The 16,285-nt window shown below is 34.5% G+C and carries 14 protein-coding genes; all 14 read right to left on the reverse strand.

Annotated features, from left to right (window positions below):
- Nucleotides 1-8 precede the first annotated feature (8 nt).
- The 14 genes from GKP30_RS15040 to GKP30_RS15105 all read right to left on the reverse strand — a co-directional run bounded on the left by GKP30_RS15040 (nucleotide 9) and on the right by GKP30_RS15105 (nucleotide 16,197).
- Nucleotides 9-1,325: a TRAP transporter large permease gene (locus tag GKP30_RS15040; RefSeq protein ID WP_216830277.1), complete on the reverse strand. Its 1,317-nt coding sequence runs from the start codon at nucleotides 1,323-1,325 to the stop codon at nucleotides 9-11.
- Entirely contained in the window at nucleotides 1,322-1,834 is a 513-nt protein-coding gene (locus GKP30_RS15045) for a TRAP transporter small permease subunit (RefSeq protein WP_216830278.1), read from the reverse strand. The genes GKP30_RS15040 and GKP30_RS15045 overlap by 4 nt, the downstream gene beginning before the upstream one ends.
- A gap of 98 nt (nucleotides 1,835-1,932) precedes the next feature.
- A complete protein-coding gene (gene dctP / locus GKP30_RS15050; RefSeq protein WP_216830279.1) occupies nucleotides 1,933-3,069 on the reverse strand; it encodes a TRAP transporter substrate-binding protein DctP in 1,137 nt (378 codons plus the stop codon).
- 397 nt (nucleotides 3,070-3,466) lie between these two features.
- Complete coding sequence (locus tag GKP30_RS15055) at nucleotides 3,467-4,150, reverse strand: EthD domain-containing protein (RefSeq protein ID WP_216830280.1); 684 nt, start codon at nucleotides 4,148-4,150, stop codon at nucleotides 3,467-3,469.
- Between the two features lie 42 nt (nucleotides 4,151-4,192).
- Nucleotides 4,193-4,939: an SDR family NAD(P)-dependent oxidoreductase gene (locus GKP30_RS15060; RefSeq protein WP_216830281.1), complete on the reverse strand. Its 747-nt coding sequence runs from the start codon at nucleotides 4,937-4,939 to the stop codon at nucleotides 4,193-4,195.
- A gap of 105 nt (nucleotides 4,940-5,044) precedes the next feature.
- Nucleotides 5,045-5,500: a MaoC/PaaZ C-terminal domain-containing protein gene (locus GKP30_RS15065; protein ID WP_216830282.1), complete on the reverse strand. Its 456-nt coding sequence runs from the start codon at nucleotides 5,498-5,500 to the stop codon at nucleotides 5,045-5,047.
- A gap of 183 nt (nucleotides 5,501-5,683) precedes the next feature.
- A complete protein-coding gene (locus GKP30_RS15070; RefSeq protein ID WP_216830283.1) occupies nucleotides 5,684-6,472 on the reverse strand; it encodes an enoyl-CoA hydratase/isomerase family protein in 789 nt (262 codons plus the stop codon).
- Between the two features lie 177 nt (nucleotides 6,473-6,649).
- Nucleotides 6,650-8,368, reverse strand: a complete 1,719-nt coding sequence (locus tag GKP30_RS15075; RefSeq protein WP_216830284.1) for a class I adenylate-forming enzyme family protein — start codon at nucleotides 8,366-8,368, stop codon at nucleotides 6,650-6,652.
- Nucleotides 8,369-8,407: 39 nt separating this feature from the next.
- Nucleotides 8,408-9,955, reverse strand: a complete 1,548-nt coding sequence (locus GKP30_RS15080) for an acyl-CoA carboxylase subunit beta (RefSeq protein ID WP_216830285.1) — start codon at nucleotides 9,953-9,955, stop codon at nucleotides 8,408-8,410.
- 198 nt (nucleotides 9,956-10,153) lie between these two features.
- Entirely contained in the window at nucleotides 10,154-11,110 is a 957-nt protein-coding gene (locus GKP30_RS15085; RefSeq protein ID WP_216830286.1) for a hydroxymethylglutaryl-CoA lyase, read from the reverse strand.
- 108 nt (nucleotides 11,111-11,218) lie between these two features.
- Nucleotides 11,219-12,004: a cupin domain-containing protein gene (locus tag GKP30_RS15090; protein WP_216830287.1), complete on the reverse strand. Its 786-nt coding sequence runs from the start codon at nucleotides 12,002-12,004 to the stop codon at nucleotides 11,219-11,221.
- A 54-nt stretch (nucleotides 12,005-12,058) separates the two neighbouring features.
- Complete coding sequence (locus tag GKP30_RS15095; protein WP_216830288.1) at nucleotides 12,059-12,928, reverse strand: fumarylacetoacetate hydrolase family protein; 870 nt, start codon at nucleotides 12,926-12,928, stop codon at nucleotides 12,059-12,061.
- A 54-nt stretch (nucleotides 12,929-12,982) separates the two neighbouring features.
- Nucleotides 12,983-13,693 carry a GntR family transcriptional regulator gene (locus GKP30_RS15100; protein ID WP_216830289.1) on the reverse strand — a complete coding sequence of 237 codons (711 nt, stop codon included), beginning with the start codon at nucleotides 13,691-13,693 and terminating at the stop codon, nucleotides 12,983-12,985.
- A gap of 1,328 nt (nucleotides 13,694-15,021) precedes the next feature.
- Nucleotides 15,022-16,197 (reverse strand): acyl-CoA dehydrogenase family protein, encoded by a 1,176-nt coding sequence (locus tag GKP30_RS15105; protein WP_216830290.1) that lies wholly within the window; start codon nucleotides 16,195-16,197, stop codon nucleotides 15,022-15,024.
- Nucleotides 16,198-16,285: the final 88 nt, after the last annotated feature.

Raw genomic sequence — 16,285 nt, forward strand, 5'->3', positions numbered from 1 at the left:
TTTCATGGCTATTTAAAAGCATTAGGTAGCCATAATACTAAATCTGGGAAAATCATAATAATTGCTAAAACTAATATTATAATTGTTATGAATGGGATTACCCCTCTATAAATTTCCGCTGTACTCACTTTTTCAGAAACTATACCCTTTACATAAAAAAGTGCATGACCGAATGGAGGAGTTAAAAAAGATGTCTGTAAAAGTAAGGCAATACAAGTTACAACCCAAATCATGTTAAAATCATACGTCTGAATAAGAGGCATGAATATAGGGAATACAATCATTACAATACCAACCCAATCGATAAACATACCTAAAATGAAGACAAAGGCTAACATTAAGATAAAAACTCCCCATTGATTAAATCCTAATGTATTCACAAATTCCTGAATAAGTTGAACACCATTCAGGGCCATAAACATTGAAGCAAAGGCCGTAGCTCCTACCATAATTATTAAAACCATTGCTGTAGTTTTTGCAGTTTCATAAACTGCTTCACTTAAAACTTTTAAAGTAAACCTTCGATAAGCTATTGTCATTAACAGTGCGACAAAAGCTCCTACCCCAGAGGCTTCTGTAGGCGTAGCAACCCCTGTATATATCGAACCCAGTACAGCTATTATTAAAATTAATGGTGGAACTAAGTTTACAAAACTCCCTATTATTCTTTGTTTGACTGGCATCGCTGCAGCTTCTTCTAAAGAAAGGGCTGGTCCATATTCAGGCTTTCTCCAACAGATAAATAATACATAGATACAATAGGAGCCCGCTAGAAGTAATCCTGGAATTAACGTAGCTTTAAATAAATCACCTACAGAAACTGATGCCTGTGCCCCCATTACGATAAGCATAATACTTGGAGGTATTAATATTCCTAGTGTACCTCCAGCAGCTACAACTCCAGTCGATAAACTCTTATTATAACCATATTTTAATAATACTGGGATTGCTAATACACCCATTGTTACAACAGAGGCACCTACTACACCCGTAGTAGCAGCTAAAATTGTAGAAACAATTACAACCGCAAATGCAATCCCTCCCCGTAATCTACCAAACAAATAACGTAATGATTCAAATAATCCATCAGCAATTTTAGATCCTGCTAAAAGATTAGCCATAAAAGTAAATAACGGGATCGCCACCAATGTATAATTATTCATAATACCATTAATACCATTGATAAATATATTTAATGTTTGGGGTCCCCAGCCAATTAGTCCAAAAATTGTAGCTAATCCTCCTAACACAAATGCTAAAGGGTGTCCAGTGGCTAAACCGATTATTAAACCAAGAAATAGTAATATTGCCATTATTTCCATCATAAGGTTTCCCCCCTAACAAGAACATAAATTCTTTTTAAGACTTCAGAGAGACCTTGTAAAGCTAATAAACCAAATGCAATTGGTATTACTGTTTTTGATAAGTATACAGGCGCCCCAAATAAAGACGAGGATGTCTCATTTATAGACCAGGAAAACAAAGCATTTCCATAACTAACATAAAAAACCCCTAAAACAAAAGGAAAGAAAAAGATAAAGTATGTTATTAAATCTAAAATTGCTTTTGCCTTTAAGGAAAATCGTTCATATAATATATCAACTGAAACAATACTTTTGTGTAGTAGTGCATAAGCAGCTACAATCATAAAGTGAAATCCATATACCATTGTTATCGTTTCATAAGTCCAAATCGTTGGAGAATTAAAAACCCTACGGCTAATGACTTCAAAAACTACTAATAATGTTAAAATAATAATTGACCAAGCCCCTAGTTTACCAACCCATAAATTTATTGTGTCTATTCCTTTTATTATTTTTTTTAATACTTTCATTAACAACCTCTCCATTCATATTATTGAAAGTACTATTATTATAGATATATTAGGTGAGCATTGGAGCTCACCTAATAGAGTGTGATTGTTTCTTAACATTAATTTATATCAGAAAAAATTCCACTGTTGGTTCCGAATCCCCATTCACCTTGCATTTCACGATAAGTAGAATAATCCTCCATATATTTCTTTTGACTATTTAACACTTTTGCAAAATCAGGGTTTTCATCTGCTAACTCTTCCGCAAATTTCTTTGCTAATTCATGAATTTTTTCAAGGTCCTCGTTTGGATATTCGGTTACTGTGATATCTCCTTGTTCTAGCATTTCATTAGTTACAAGGGCATCTTTAAACATTTCATTTGTTGTAGTTTCTAACATAGTAGTTTTCGCAGCTACTTCAATAATTAATTTTATATCCTCAGGAAGAGTTTCCCACGCGTCCTGATTGATCATTACTCCTGTTACAGAAGCAGTTTGATGCCATGATGGAACTGCTACATAACTAGTAACTTCGTCAAAGTTCATGGCTTTATCCCCAGCTGGTGAACTAAATTCAATAGCATCTAGGACGCCCCTTTGGAGAGCTTCATAAAGTTCATTAGGTGCTACATTTGCAGGATTTCCACCAAATTCCTGTAGAATTTTTTCTTGAATTGTACCAACAAACCGGATGTTCATACCCTGTAAGTCTTCTACACTATTAATAGGCTTGTTAGATCGAATACCTGATTCAGTTCCAGGTGCATTGTAAGGGAAATATACTAGATTTTCTGCACCATAAATTTCATTATAGATAGAGTGACCGTCAGCTGCGTATATCCACATTAAGTAATCCCATGCAGTAAAGCCAACTGGAGTTGTACCTAGTAGATTAAAGGCTGTGTTTCTCCCCCTCCAAGAACCAGGCCAGTCTCCTCCCATTTCAATCGTTCCATTACTAACAGTATCTAAAAGTGACGCACCATCTGCCAATTCACCAACTTGATGTAATGAAATATTAAGTCGTCCATTACTTAAGGAATTTACAAGCTCAACAAATCTGACATCCCTTTCAAACTGAATTGAACCTTGAACATAGGTTGATGACATTCTCCAGTTAAAAGTTTGATTAGAGGATTCAGAATTTCCTTCTGGACTACTAGATGAAGGAGGTTGCTCCTTATTTAAACACCCAGTTAATAAAGCTACAAAAACAAGTATAATTATTGAAGTAAAAAATGATTTTCTCTTCATTCTTAAAACCCCCTACTATTATATTAGTCTTGTAAGCGCTATCATAATTATGAAATAAGACAATCTTAGGTATAATTTTCAATAAAGCTTTTAGAGAAACCCTAAATCTATCTTTTCATTATGGTCTGATAAAGTATACTATTAGACATTGTAATCTCTTATTGACTACAATGTGGGTTTACGTGCAGTTATAACTTTACGGGCTCTATACTTCTTTTAATGGTGTTTTATCTAGCTGACTACTTTAAACTATTTATATAATATACTTTCATCCATTCCCCCTTTCATTTTGCTTCATATTGTATATCCTATATGATATAAGATATACGGCCAGCGATTTATCATAATATTTTGAATATTAATTGTAAAAGTTTACTTTACACTGATATTTTGCTAATTAAATAATTTGATGTGTTTCTACTATGAATGTAGTAATTTCACCAATAAATGTTTTTGCATGAGCCATTGTCTTTTGTCCAGCTTCAGAAGCGAATGCTGCCTCTAAACTTTTAGTATCTTGGAACCAAAGTTCAACAATACCATCAATTGATTCATCCTCAAAATCTGATCTATTTCTTTTTATATTACGATCCAATATATAGTTCTGGTTATATCCTTCAACTTCAGGCATTGCTCTCACAAGTTGTGAATGGACTTCTTTCCATTCATGTTCAAAAGTTTCAATATCTATATCAGAACGACGTTTAATAAGTGACATTCTTTTTATAAGAGGTTTATCATTAGTAACTGGAATTACTTCATTTTGCTTCACGGCAATTAGTTCCACATTTCCAATAAAACGCTGTTCATCTTTTACAAGCATATCAACAGTATCCTCTGTAAAGCTTTTTTTCATGGCCGACAAATCTTTAAACCAAAGTTGAGAAAAACCATCAACATCTTGTGAACTTCGTGGAAAATCAATACCGAGTTGCTCAGAGTCAATGACATGATTTTGACAATATCTCTGTAACTCTGGAATCCTAGCAGCAATTGGGCCATGTACTTCAAGCCAATGTTTTTGGAATTCCTCTGTGGTGAGTCTTTGTGATTTTCTCAAAATCCCAATTCTTACGATCATATCGTTCCTCCCTACTAGATTATCACTATACTCGTCAAATATTTATTGAGCAGTATATCCACCATCAATTATTAGCTCGCTACCTGTCACAAACTTAGATTCGTCTGATGCCAAATAGAGAGCGCCATAAGCAACATCTATTGGTTTCCCAAGCTCTGGCCAAGGAGTTATCTTCTTTAGTAGATGTCCTTTATCTGATACTATATTGCTAGTCATGGGAGTTTCAATAACACCAGGGTGTATAGAATTTACTCTAATATAGCTTTTACTTAAATCAACGGCAGCAGATTTAGTCATCAACCTTACTGCACCTTTTGAAGCGTGATAGGCTAAAGATCCTTTACTGCCTACTAAACCATAAATAGAAGATATATTTATAATAGATCCTCCTCCTGATTTTTTCATTAGTGGTACAGCATGTTTCATACCAAGGAAGGTTCCGTGGGTATTTACAGATTGAATCCTTTCAAATTCCTCTAATGAAGTTTCTTCCAATCTATGCCTTGAAAGAATACCAGCATTATTGATAAGTATATTTAGTTTCCCGTAATTTTCTGATGTAGAAGCTATAACATGTTCCCAATCTTTTTCAGAAGAGACATTATGTTTAATAGCAACTACTTCTCCACCAAGTTCTTTTATTTCAGATTCAGTTATACTAAGGGAGGTTTCTTCAATATCAGTTATTACGACCTTTGCTCCATGTTGAGAAAATAGCTGTGCTTCAGCTTTTCCTTGGCCACTACCAGCACCTGTTATAATAGCAACTTTACCTTCTAATCGCTTCATTAAGTTGTCTCCTTCGTTCCATTTTACGATACTTTATTTAAGAGTTTTTATACATTACTTTGATTGCTCATAAATTATGCTAGTTTGTTACGGTTATCTGATCGATTATAAAGTGGTAGTAGGTGTTTTTCTTTTCATTAATAGAATAATTTCACCTTCTGAAACAATTTGTTGATGCTGGTTGTAGACATAAACACTACGTATTAAAACACCCCGGTCATTTTTTGAAGTCTCTTTCTTATCTTTAACAACAAATTTTGCATAGATAGTATCTCCTGGAATAACTCCTTTTTTAAACTTCCAATTAATTTCCAAAAGACCCAAGGTTGAGCTATTAATATTACCCATCATAGATTGCAATCCTGTTACTACTGAGACAGATAATAAACCATGAGCAACTCTTGTTTTATAAGGGGTTTCTTTAGCAAATTCTTCATCAATATGCAATGCATTGAAATCACCAGACAGACCTGTAAAATTAACAACATCTGCTTCAGTAATTGTTCTTCGTGAAGAAATCATTTCATCTCCTAGAGAAAAGTCATCAAAGAACAGTTCCATATATTCCACTCCTTTTAAATTATTGTTTCCAGTATCAGTTCCAATGTAAAACCAAAATTTAGACAAAGTAATAGAATTAATTTTTTTATTAATAGATAAATTAATTCTATGCCGACTTAATATTAGTTACAAAAAGCGGTATACAGTGGAAGGGTTAAATAATATTATTTGAAATTTTCATTGTTAACGCCCAGTCCATACAGGGTCTCTTTTTTCTTTGAACGCTGTGAGACCCTCTTTGTAATCTTTTGTTCGGCTCAATACCACGACTTGATCACGTAAATATGTTAGAGATTTCTCATAGTCCATATCATGTATCATATTTATTGCTTCTCTTCCATGAATAAGAGCTATCGGGTTTTTGGTTGCTAATTTTTCTGCAATATTGTGTACATTTTCTTCAAATTCTTCGTGAGAAAATACCTCATTAATTAACCCCAGTTTTTTGGCCTTCTCCGCTCCTATTCGATCACCTGTATACATTAGTTCAAAAGTTTTTTTGCTTCCAATAGCTTTTATCAATGGAGCACTAATCATCATCCCCCATAAACCTACATTTATTTCTGGAGCACCAAATTGAGCAGATTCCTTTGCATAAGCAAGATCGCACGCAACTGCCAAACCCAATCCTCCAGCTAAGGCATATCCGTTTATTGCAGCAATGATAGGTTTATTTATTTTATTTATAGCACTCAAACAATTCTTAAATTTTGTAACATGATTTTTGAATTCTACTACACTATCTTCATCACTATTCATTCCACCGAGGTCTGCACCCGAACAAAAAGACTTTTCACCTGCCCCTGTTAATACTACAACTGTTACTTCATCATCCTTCGAAAGCTCCTCACAAACACGTACGAACTCAACCATCATCTCACCAGATAGCGCATTATGGACTTCTGGACGATTTAATACTACGGTAGCTACACCCTTATTCTTTTTTAAAATAATGCCATTATTTTCATGCATAGAAACACTCCTAAACTTAAACTTATTTAAATATATAATTCTACGACACACTTCATCTTAGAAACATGCAAATAGTTGAAACAATTCAATTATCGAGTAATAAAATAACGCTACTTCTATCTTCTTCAACCCCTGATTTGTGACGAATATTTTCTACCTATTAAACTCACTAATTGATTAAAATAACGATTGAACTTTTCCTTGAAGGTACCATTCTTTCAATTTAAACTTTTGCACCTTTCCATTTGAAGTCATAGGGAGTTCAGCGTGTTGGATAAACTTTATATATTTTGGTACCTTAAATTTAGCCAAATGTTTTGAAGCGTAGTCAAATACTTCATTTTCACTCAATGCTACTTGTGGTTCAAGCACAATCCATGCCATGCCTACTTCACCCATTACCTCATCAGGTACACCAATTACATATGCTTGATTAACTTTGTCATGCCTTGTAAGGATATCTTCAATTTCTTTAGGTGCAACATTTTCTGCACCTATTCGATAGATCTCTTTAATTCTTCCAGTCAGAGAAATATATCCATTTTCATCCAGAACAGCTAAATCTCCCGTCTTAAACCATCCTTCTTCATCTAGTGACTTCTCTGTTTCTTCAGACTTCTTATAGTATCCACTTGTGACTAAAGGGCCTTTACACACCAATTCTCCCTCTATTCCATAAGGTTGGTATTCACCAGTCCCTATATCTTTGACATTAAATTGAATGTTGTTACCATTCAATTTACTTAATCCGATATGACCGCCTGGAATAGTTCGGCCAACGTATTTGCTGAGATAAGAAATATCATCACTCGGATCAGTTTGTAAAACTCCAGCTGCACACTCTGTCATGCCATAACCTGTAATTAGTTCTGCAATGTTTAAAACTTCTTTTATTTCTTTCCACATTTTTGTAGATACTTCGGCACCTGCACAATACATTGCTCTTAAACTAGAAAGATTACGAGACTTCTTTCTCTGTGCTTCTAATAACTTTAAACCAATAGTTGGTACACAAAGAATATCATTCGCTTTATGTGTCTCTATTAAACCCAGTGCTTGAAATTCATCAAAATTTATTTGTGGAATTATCGCACCGCCCACCATACTAACAGCAATAATCCCTTCAATATAACCAAAGCAATGATAGAATGGTATTGGTACAAAAATTTTCCTCCCCTCTTGAAAACCGCGATTAATGCAACTGCCTAACGCGCTCCTCCAGATCATATCATGAGTAATAAGAGCACCTTTCGGAAAAGAAGTAGTTCCAGATGTATACATAATATCTGTAACATCTCCTACATGCCCTTTTGGCACACTGCTTAGTATCCCTTCTATATGAGCAGTATCTATAGAGGATAATAAGTCGTAAAAGTCTGTTGTACCTGGATATTTATTTCCTTCTGGGGAATATACAATTATTTCTTTAAGGTTTGGGAATACTTCAGAACTTGCTCCTTCGAAAACCTCAGGACATAGTTCTTTTAACAATGAAACATAGTTTATTGAATTCCATACATCTAATGTAATAATGTAAGAAGAATCAGACTGGTTAATTAAATATTTAAAGTCCTCCTTTTTTAAACGATAATTTAATGGGACTAAAATTCCTCCAGCTGCTGCTACACCAAATTTTGAAAGGATAAATTCAGGGTGGTTCGGGAAAATTAACGCAACATGTTCATGATTTTCAAGTCCCAATTTAATTAATCCTGCAGCTAACTGTTTGCTTTGTTTCATCACATCCGAATAGGTCCATGTTTTTTTCTGACTAATAATATATTCATTTTCTTTGTACTCTTCCGCCATACGAAAGAAAAATTCATGAACAGGTTCGGGAGTCCACTCTTTACTTTTTTTTTCGAATGCAAGCCTTCTATTTTTAAGAGAAACCATTCTACACCCAACCCCAATTAATTCTTTTTATGTTTTAACCTAACCCCTTCTAATAACTGTTTTCTTTTCAGCAATACCTTCTAACGTATTTCTATTTTCACAATAAAGTTCGAAACGATTGATTAGATCATTTCGCAGTCGATCACCTGGGACCACATCATCAATATATAATTGAGAAGCGGGACCCCACACATTGATATCACTATTATACTTTTCACGTTGTTCTATAATAAATTTTTGACGTTCTTCAGGATCTTCAATAGACTGAATTTTATTAAAGTACATAGCGTTAACTGCTGCTTCAGGACCCATTACAGCAGGTTGGGCTTGTGGAAGTGCTATGCACGCATCTGGCTGCATAGAGGCCCCTGACATTACTACATACCCAGCACCGTAAGCTTTTCTTACAATTACTGATATTCTTGGTACTGTTGCATTAGCAACTGTTGATAGCATCCTTGCACCTCTTCGGATAATTGCTTCTTTTTCCACCTTGCTCCCAACCATAAAGCCTGGAAGATCTACTAGGAATAATAAAGGTACATTATATGCATCACACAAAGAGATAAAGTGAGCAGCCTTCTCTGCTGATGCAGGAAAGATAACTCCACCTTTTGTTTTTGATTGATTTGCTACAATTCCAACTGCTCTCCCACCAATCCGACAAAACCCTGTAATTATCTCTTTAGCGTAAAGTTTTTTAAATTCAAAAAAAGAATCTGCGTCCACAATACGAGAAATCACCTCATACATATCCATTGGAACACGCTGGTTTTCTGGTACAATCTCTTCAATTTTTCTTCCTGGTACTGGATCAACAGATTCTTTTAAAGAAACATTACATTTCCAATTTTGAGGCATATATTCTAAGTAACTCTTTGCAGCATTTAAAGCTTCTTGTTCCGTTTCAACTAACATATCCCCTAATCCGCTAACTTGATTATGCATTCGAGCCCCGCCCATTTCTTCCATAGTTACCTTTTCACCAGTCGCCATTTCTGCCATCCGTGGAGAACCTAGGTAAACACTTGCGTTTTTATCTACCATTACAACAAAATCACATAATGCTGGGAGGTAGGCACTACCTGCAGGAGAAGCACCAAAAACAAGTGAAACTTGCGGAACCACGCCAGACAATCGTGCTGTATTATAAAAGATTTTTCCTGCGTGTCTTCTGTCAATAAATGTATCAAATTGCTCATTAAGTCTGGCACCAGCAGAATCAATCATATAAATAAGGGGGATTTTTCTTTTTTCTGCCAGTTCTTGCATTCTCATAATTTTTTCTATAGTCTTAGTGCCCCAAGTTCCAGCTTTTACAGTTAAATCATTAGCAATAATTGCTACTGAGCGGCCATCTATTTTTGCAACTAGAGTAACTACAGCATCTCCTGGTAGGAACTGTTCATCATTACAACGAGCAAATACTCCATCTTCAATTTCAGCACTATCCTTATCAATTAAATATTTGATTCTATCACGAACAAACATTTTATCCTGCTGTTTTAATTTCTCATAGTAAGGACGGTTTGATGAGGTTTTTATTTCTCCTAATCTATCATATACAGTACTGTCAATTTTACCCATTTCTTTACATACCTCCTAAAACATTCTAATTCAATTTTTATCGCTCTTTTCAACTCTATATCTCAAGATGTCAAGCCTGAAGCAAAATAGGGGGGCATGATATCCTAAATTAATAGAAATTCTCTTAATAACTAATCCTACAGAACTCTAAACAAAGTGACTTATATTTCCAGTATTAATATTTCTATATTTCTTAAGTTAAATATTGAAATTACGTCTATAAGAGGATAAGGTTTTTCCTTTAGATACCTTACCTGGAAGTTCGCGACCGAGTATTTTTTCTGCTTCTCTAGTTACTTCTAATAGCCTTTCCAAGTCTATTCCAGTTTCAATCCCTAGTTCATGACACATATGAACCATATCTTCTGTGGCGATATTTCCAGCAGCACCCTTAAATCCACCAAATGGGCACCCACCTAACCCTCCGACTGAAGTATCAAAGTAGTCTACCCCCATTTTTAACCCTACAAAGGCATTTACTAACCCCATCCCTCTAGTATCATGTAAGTGCAAGTTAATTTTTTTGTTCGGCCACCTATCTTGGACCTGCCCAACAAGATTTTCGACAGAAACAGGATTGGCCCATCCTACTGTATCACCTAGAAGTATATATTCAGGATCTATACCATTGTCATTGGCTTTTTTTATCGCTCGGTCAATTAACTTAACTACATGCTTTAAATCACTATCCCCTTCATAGTTACAGCCAAAGGCAGTCATTACTGTAAGTGTACTGATTGGAACATTATAATGTTCCAGAACCGAAATACGCCTATCCATTTCTTCAAAGGTTTCTTCTATTGATCGATTGGTATTCTTTCTGGAAAAGGTTTCACTTGCAGTTATACTGATAACGCCTTCTAGGTCAAATTTCCCTGTGGCTTGAGCTCTTTCAATTCCTTTAGAATTAAGATACACACATTGATATTCTGTACCAGGATGTCTTTTAAATCCTGCAGCTACTAGCTCTGCATCAGCCATCTCTGGAACCCATTTAGGACTTACAAAAGAAGTAACTTCAATTACAGGAAAGTTACATTCAGACAATAAATCAACTAATCTGATCTTATCCTCCGTAGCTATTGATGCCTTTTCAATTTGCATACCTTCACGAGGCCCCACCTCACGTATCTTTACTTTTTTAGGAAATGCCAACTATATTCCCTCCCACGTAATATAATCTATTTGCTGATTTAAGTGATTTAAGTCAGCTTCCAATAGATGAAAAAAACTATTAATTTATGTCAAACCTGCTAGGTAATATTAACTTTCTAAATTGACTACAATGTTTTTGGGATTACGTGCAGTCAAAAACTCCACCGGTTCGGAAGCGCTTACATTACGTTCTATGTGAGGTAAAAAAGTAGGTACTCTTAGGAAGTCTCCAGGGTTGAAGTCTTCATATTTTCCATAATTATCACCATATAAGATCCGAGTTGTACCGCTAATGATAAATCCAGCTGTCTCAGCATCACCATGATGATGCGCACCTGAATCCTTTGAAGGTTCCCCAGTTACACGTCCAATCCAAAGATTAGTTGCCTGAATTGCTGTTTTTCGAGGCATATTTTTCGTTTGATTAGTTAAATCAGTTAAGTTTGAACCTCTTACAACTGAAACTCTATCTTCCTGCGCAAAACCTTTGGGTATTTCAATTTTTTCATTTTTGCTCACATATACTACTTGGTGTTCTGGCGCCATTGTAGTGACCATATCAAGTAAATCAGTGTGGCTTGCATTTTTATAAGTGTATTTTTGATAAGGTGGAATATAAATGAAATCTCCATCACTAATTTCTACAGAATTTTCAAAATTTTCTCCGTAAAAAAAGATACCCTTTCCTTTTAATACATAATGAACGGTATCGGATTGTTGGTGATGGTGTGCGTTAGATACACCACCTGGCTCAACTAAGGTATGCCCCATCCATATTTTTTCTCCTACGACACCTGTTTTGTTAAAAATATTCAAACTTTTTGTTTCTTTCGATATTAATTCATTCTTTTTTGTGAATCCAAGTCTACTGTTATCTAATTGAGGAACAGACATATTTACACCTCATCAAAAAGTAATTTTTAAAAAGAGAGTACTAAAGTCAACAATTCATCGGATCTTTTCCGTGATAATCTTGTTATTAATCCTTCCAATTTCCGAAATAGATACCTCTATGATATCTCCTTCTTTCAACAAAATTGGTGGTTCACGTTTCGATCCAATCCCTGATGGTGTCCCAGTAAGAATAATATCACCTGGCATTATGGTCATTGCTTTTGAAATTTCAGCGATAATTTTATTTATAGGAAAGATCATGAGGCTAGTGTTACTCGATTGAACAATTTGGCCGTTAACTTTACAATGTATATCTAATCTTTGTGCGTCTTTTATCTCATCTTTTGTTACTAACCACGGCCCTAAAGGACAAGACTTATCCATACTTTTCCCCATAAACCATTGACCGCCATGTAATTGCTGTACATCTCTTGCAGATATATCATTTGCACACATATATCCGAAAATATATTCTGAAGCATTTTCTTCAGAGATTTGTTTCCCTTCCCGTCCAATTACTACTGCAAGCTCTGCTTCGTAGTCTAATTTATTAGTAAATTTTTTGGGATATGGAATGTCTTCATATGGTCCAGCAACAGTAGTTGTCGCTTTTGTGAAAATTGTTGGTTTGTTAGGAAGTTCAATATCCTGCTGGGCACGTTCGTTAAAATGTTCTAAATAGTTCCATCCAACACAAATAATATTTCGTTCTAATTTAGTAATTGGTGGTAGTAAATCTTCATTTTTTAAAACCATTTGTTCAGGCTTAGAACTTAAGAATTTATTAATCTCCTCTATTCCTTCACGTCCAGCTTTAATTATTGATAAGACATTGGGAAATACATTACTAATATCAATTACTGATTTATCTTGGATAACACCCACACTCATTCGATTTTCTTTTAGGTAAGAAATTATCTTCATTAAGAAATATCCATCCTCCTATTTTTTCTCCATATGTTAAAGGGTCATTTTTTGCTAGTTTTCTAAAGTTGTAATTCTTTGTGTCTTACTTACATCTGACTCATCTAACCCCTTATAAAAATCTTGTTGTGTAAGGCTTAAAATTCCTTTTCCAGCTCGAGCCTTATGCTTCAACATATTCATTTCAGCCAATACACCGTTTTTTTGCAATAAAGCAGTATAAATATCTTCATGTTCCTGAATTGAAAGTTTAATGTGATTGTCATTTTCTTTAAACAATGATGGATAACGATTTGTATTCCTCCATAAATCTTCAATGTTCTTAGTAAGTAAATGATTTTCACATGCGTTGTATATTTTCATATGGAACTTCACATTTTGTTTTTCAAAATGTTCATAGTCTTTTTCTTTATAACTTTTTATAGAGATATCCAATATATTACGGATTTCTTCAAGATCTTTTTCATCAAGTCTATCTACAGCTAATCTTGTTGCAAGCCCTTCCAATTCAATGCGTAACTCAAAAATGTTACGAATGTCTTTTGGAGACAAAGTACTTACAATCGCTCCAACATGTGGTTTGAATTCAATAAGGCTTTCAGATTTTAGCTGATTCATAGCCTCCCTAACTGGAATTTCACTACTTTTAAATCGTTTAGCCAGTTGACTAATAACTAATTTTTCTCCGAATTCATAAATACCCTCGTATATCTCTTTCTTTAAGGTACTATAAATTATTTCTTTCTTAGTTTGATATACTTTCATGCTTTACCCTCCTTTCGTGGTGCTCAATATCATATATCATATATGATATATAAATAGTCAGTTTTTTTAGAGATTATTCCAATTTTCAAATATTTTTAAAATAAATTAATTCAGGTCGATATACTTAGCGAGTGGGCCTTGACCAGATATCTGTTTTCAAGTCATGCGATCGTCATATTCGGTATAAATTTCGGAGAATTACTCAATGTCCACCACTTTCATCGTGCAACTTTGTAGTTGCTTGCTTGATTTGATACGCATACTGAGTTACCAATTATTCCACCAGGTTCCTCCTTTATTATCAAGATGATCTGAAAGACGGACAACAGCGACTTGAGGAATCACGAGATTAAACTGATAATGACAGGAACTCGAACTTAACTGTCATAAAGTCAAGACTGAACTGGATTGGCTTGTAGTAGAATAACACCAGATTTACAAGGAATTGAGAAGTGACAAAATAGGGTACAAAGTGACCAAGTATATTGTTCAGCATGTTGACGATAAGATATCAGCCTTGAATAAGAGAGTTTTGAAGTGGAGACTGTGCAGCGGATGAAAAGTCAGTAGTCTATTTTTCACATTTATCTTATGGAGATTTTTATGTCTAGGAGTTCCAAGAAATATACTGTTTAAGACAGTTTAAACTTAAAGTTTGAAACCTATAGACAAAATATTAGACCAACTGACATTATACATAGAAGCAACATGATTGCATTGTAAGAAACTAAAAATAGCTGCAGTACATGATAACTTATCTAGGCAAAAAAACACATCTTAACCTCTTGCTATATAAAGTTTCAATATCATAAATGCTTAATTCCTATCGCCTAAACGTGAGGAACAGGGACAGTTATACTGCATCAATCGTTTAGCGAACAAAAGAAGCAAGAAAACCGTCCCCTTACTTCCAGATTACCAAAAACGGCTCTGAGACTATCTAAATTTAATTCGTTAATTATAGAATTTTCGACAAAAAACGTTTCGTTCGATTATTGGAGTAGTGGTTTTTTCCACTTAGTATATTCCTTTTTCTTTGTTGAACAGGTTACACATTTGTAAACTCCTCATAAAAAGTTCCGAAGTATCAGCTAACTCACCCAAAACATTTAATACTAGTTTAAGTATTTCTTTCCGAACTCCTCATTTGCAATTACACCTACGTTATAAATTTAAACTAAAGCGATTTAACAATTGATTTATATCATCAACAGATTTTATTAATTCCTTTTCATACAATAGTATCTCTGTTTTTAATATTTGTTTTCAATTATATTAAAACACCTCAATTGTTAAGAGATTCTTAACAATTGAGGTGTTAGTTTTATTTAAAGATTTATATTTTTGGAAATGATTGTTTTCATTATTTCATTTGCACCAGCAAAAATAGAATACACAGGTATATCCCTATACCGACGAGCAATCTTATATTCCTCCATATAACCATAGCCACCGTGAAGTTGCATACAAATTCCAGAAGTTCGTTTTGCCATTTCCGTAATCCAGTATTTCGCCATTGATACTTCTGTAACAATATTTTCTCCCGCTATATGCCTTACTACTAAATCATCAACAAATGTTCGGCCTAACTGTATTTCGGTTGCCATTTCTGCCACTTTAAATTGAGTATTTTGAAACTGGCTAATTTTCTTCCCGAATGCCTCACGTTCTTTAATATATTCCATTGTTATCTTCAACATATCTTCTGCAGCAACTTGAGCAGTAATCGCTGTAATTAATCGTTCTTGTTGAAGTTTTTCCATTAAATAAGGAAACCCTTGACCCTCTTCACCTAATAAATTTTCGATTGGAACAATTGCGTTATCAAAAAATAGCTCGGCAGTATCGGAAGATCTCATCCCTACTTTATCAAGTTTTCTGGCAACAGAAAATCCAGGTGTATCTTTATCAACCAATATTAAGCTTACCCCTTTATGAGCAGGTTCTGCTTTTGGGTCAGTTTTGCAAGCCACAACAAAAAGATCAGCTTGAGTACCATTCGTAATAAATGTTTTTGAGCCATTTAAGATATAATGATCGCCATCTTTGATAGCCGTTGTTTTTATTTTCACTAAATCTGATCCTGCCCCAGGTTCCGTCATTGCTATGGATGATATTAATTCGCCAGTTGAAAATTTTTCCAAATATTTTTCCTTTTGTTTCTCTGTTCCAAACGATGAAATATAAGGGGCAACTATATCACAGTGTGTTGTTATCCCAATTAATCCTGCTCCAATTCTTTCACATTCCTCTGCTAATATAACAGAGAAACCAAAGTCAATTTCCATACCCCCATATTTCTCTTCAAACCACTGACATAGGAACCCGCCTTTTCCAAGTTTCTTCCAGAACTCTCTTGGGACCCTTCCTTCTTCCTCCCATTGATTAAAATATGGTTCAGCCTCTTTTTGAAGAAACTTTCTTAATGACTTTTGAAAAAGTTCATGTTCTTCAGTAAAGAAAGTACGAGTTTTATTTGAATGTAATGTAGACGTTTTGGACATTATTATTCCTCCTATTATGATTTGAACAAAGCCGATGTTTATTTAACGAAATTACCATTCACATAGTTATCATTAAATCTTTACTCCA

Source organism: Alkalihalobacterium elongatum (assembly GCF_019024285.1).
In the GTDB taxonomy this organism is placed as follows: Bacteria; Bacillota; Bacilli; order Bacillales; family Bacillaceae_F; genus Alkalihalobacterium; species Alkalihalobacterium elongatum.

Excerpts from the sequence above, each read along its gene's own strand:
- GKP30_RS15040 (WP_216830277.1), bottom strand. The coding sequence starts at position 1,325 with ATGATGGAAATAATGGCAATATTACTATTTCTTGGTTTAATAATCGGT.
- GKP30_RS15090 (WP_216830287.1), bottom strand. The coding sequence starts at position 12,004 with ATGTCTGTTCCTCAATTAGATAACAGTAGACTTGGATTCACAAAAAAG.
- GKP30_RS15100 (WP_216830289.1), bottom strand. The coding sequence starts at position 13,693 with ATGAAAGTATATCAAACTAAGAAAGAAATAATTTATAGTACCTTAAAG.
- GKP30_RS15065 (WP_216830282.1), bottom strand. The coding sequence starts at position 5,500 with ATGGAACTGTTCTTTGATGACTTTTCTCTAGGAGATGAAATGATTTCT.
- dctP (WP_216830279.1), bottom strand. The coding sequence starts at position 3,069 with ATGAAGAGAAAATCATTTTTTACTTCAATAATTATACTTGTTTTTGTA.
- GKP30_RS15055 (WP_216830280.1), bottom strand. The coding sequence starts at position 4,150 with ATGATCGTAAGAATTGGGATTTTGAGAAAATCACAAAGACTCACCACA.
- GKP30_RS15060 (WP_216830281.1), bottom strand. The coding sequence starts at position 4,939 with ATGAAGCGATTAGAAGGTAAAGTTGCTATTATAACAGGTGCTGGTAGT.
- GKP30_RS15080 (WP_216830285.1), bottom strand. The coding sequence starts at position 9,955 with ATGGGTAAAATTGACAGTACTGTATATGATAGATTAGGAGAAATAAAA.
- GKP30_RS15070 (WP_216830283.1), bottom strand. The coding sequence starts at position 6,472 with ATGCATGAAAATAATGGCATTATTTTAAAAAAGAATAAGGGTGTAGCT.
- GKP30_RS15095 (WP_216830288.1), bottom strand. The coding sequence starts at position 12,928 with ATGAAGATAATTTCTTACCTAAAAGAAAATCGAATGAGTGTGGGTGTT.
- GKP30_RS15075 (WP_216830284.1), bottom strand. The coding sequence starts at position 8,368 with ATGGTTTCTCTTAAAAATAGAAGGCTTGCATTCGAAAAAAAAAGTAAA.
- GKP30_RS15105 (WP_216830290.1), bottom strand. The coding sequence starts at position 16,197 with ATGTCCAAAACGTCTACATTACATTCAAATAAAACTCGTACTTTCTTT.
- GKP30_RS15045 (WP_216830278.1), bottom strand. The coding sequence starts at position 1,834 with ATGAAAGTATTAAAAAAAATAATAAAAGGAATAGACACAATAAATTTA.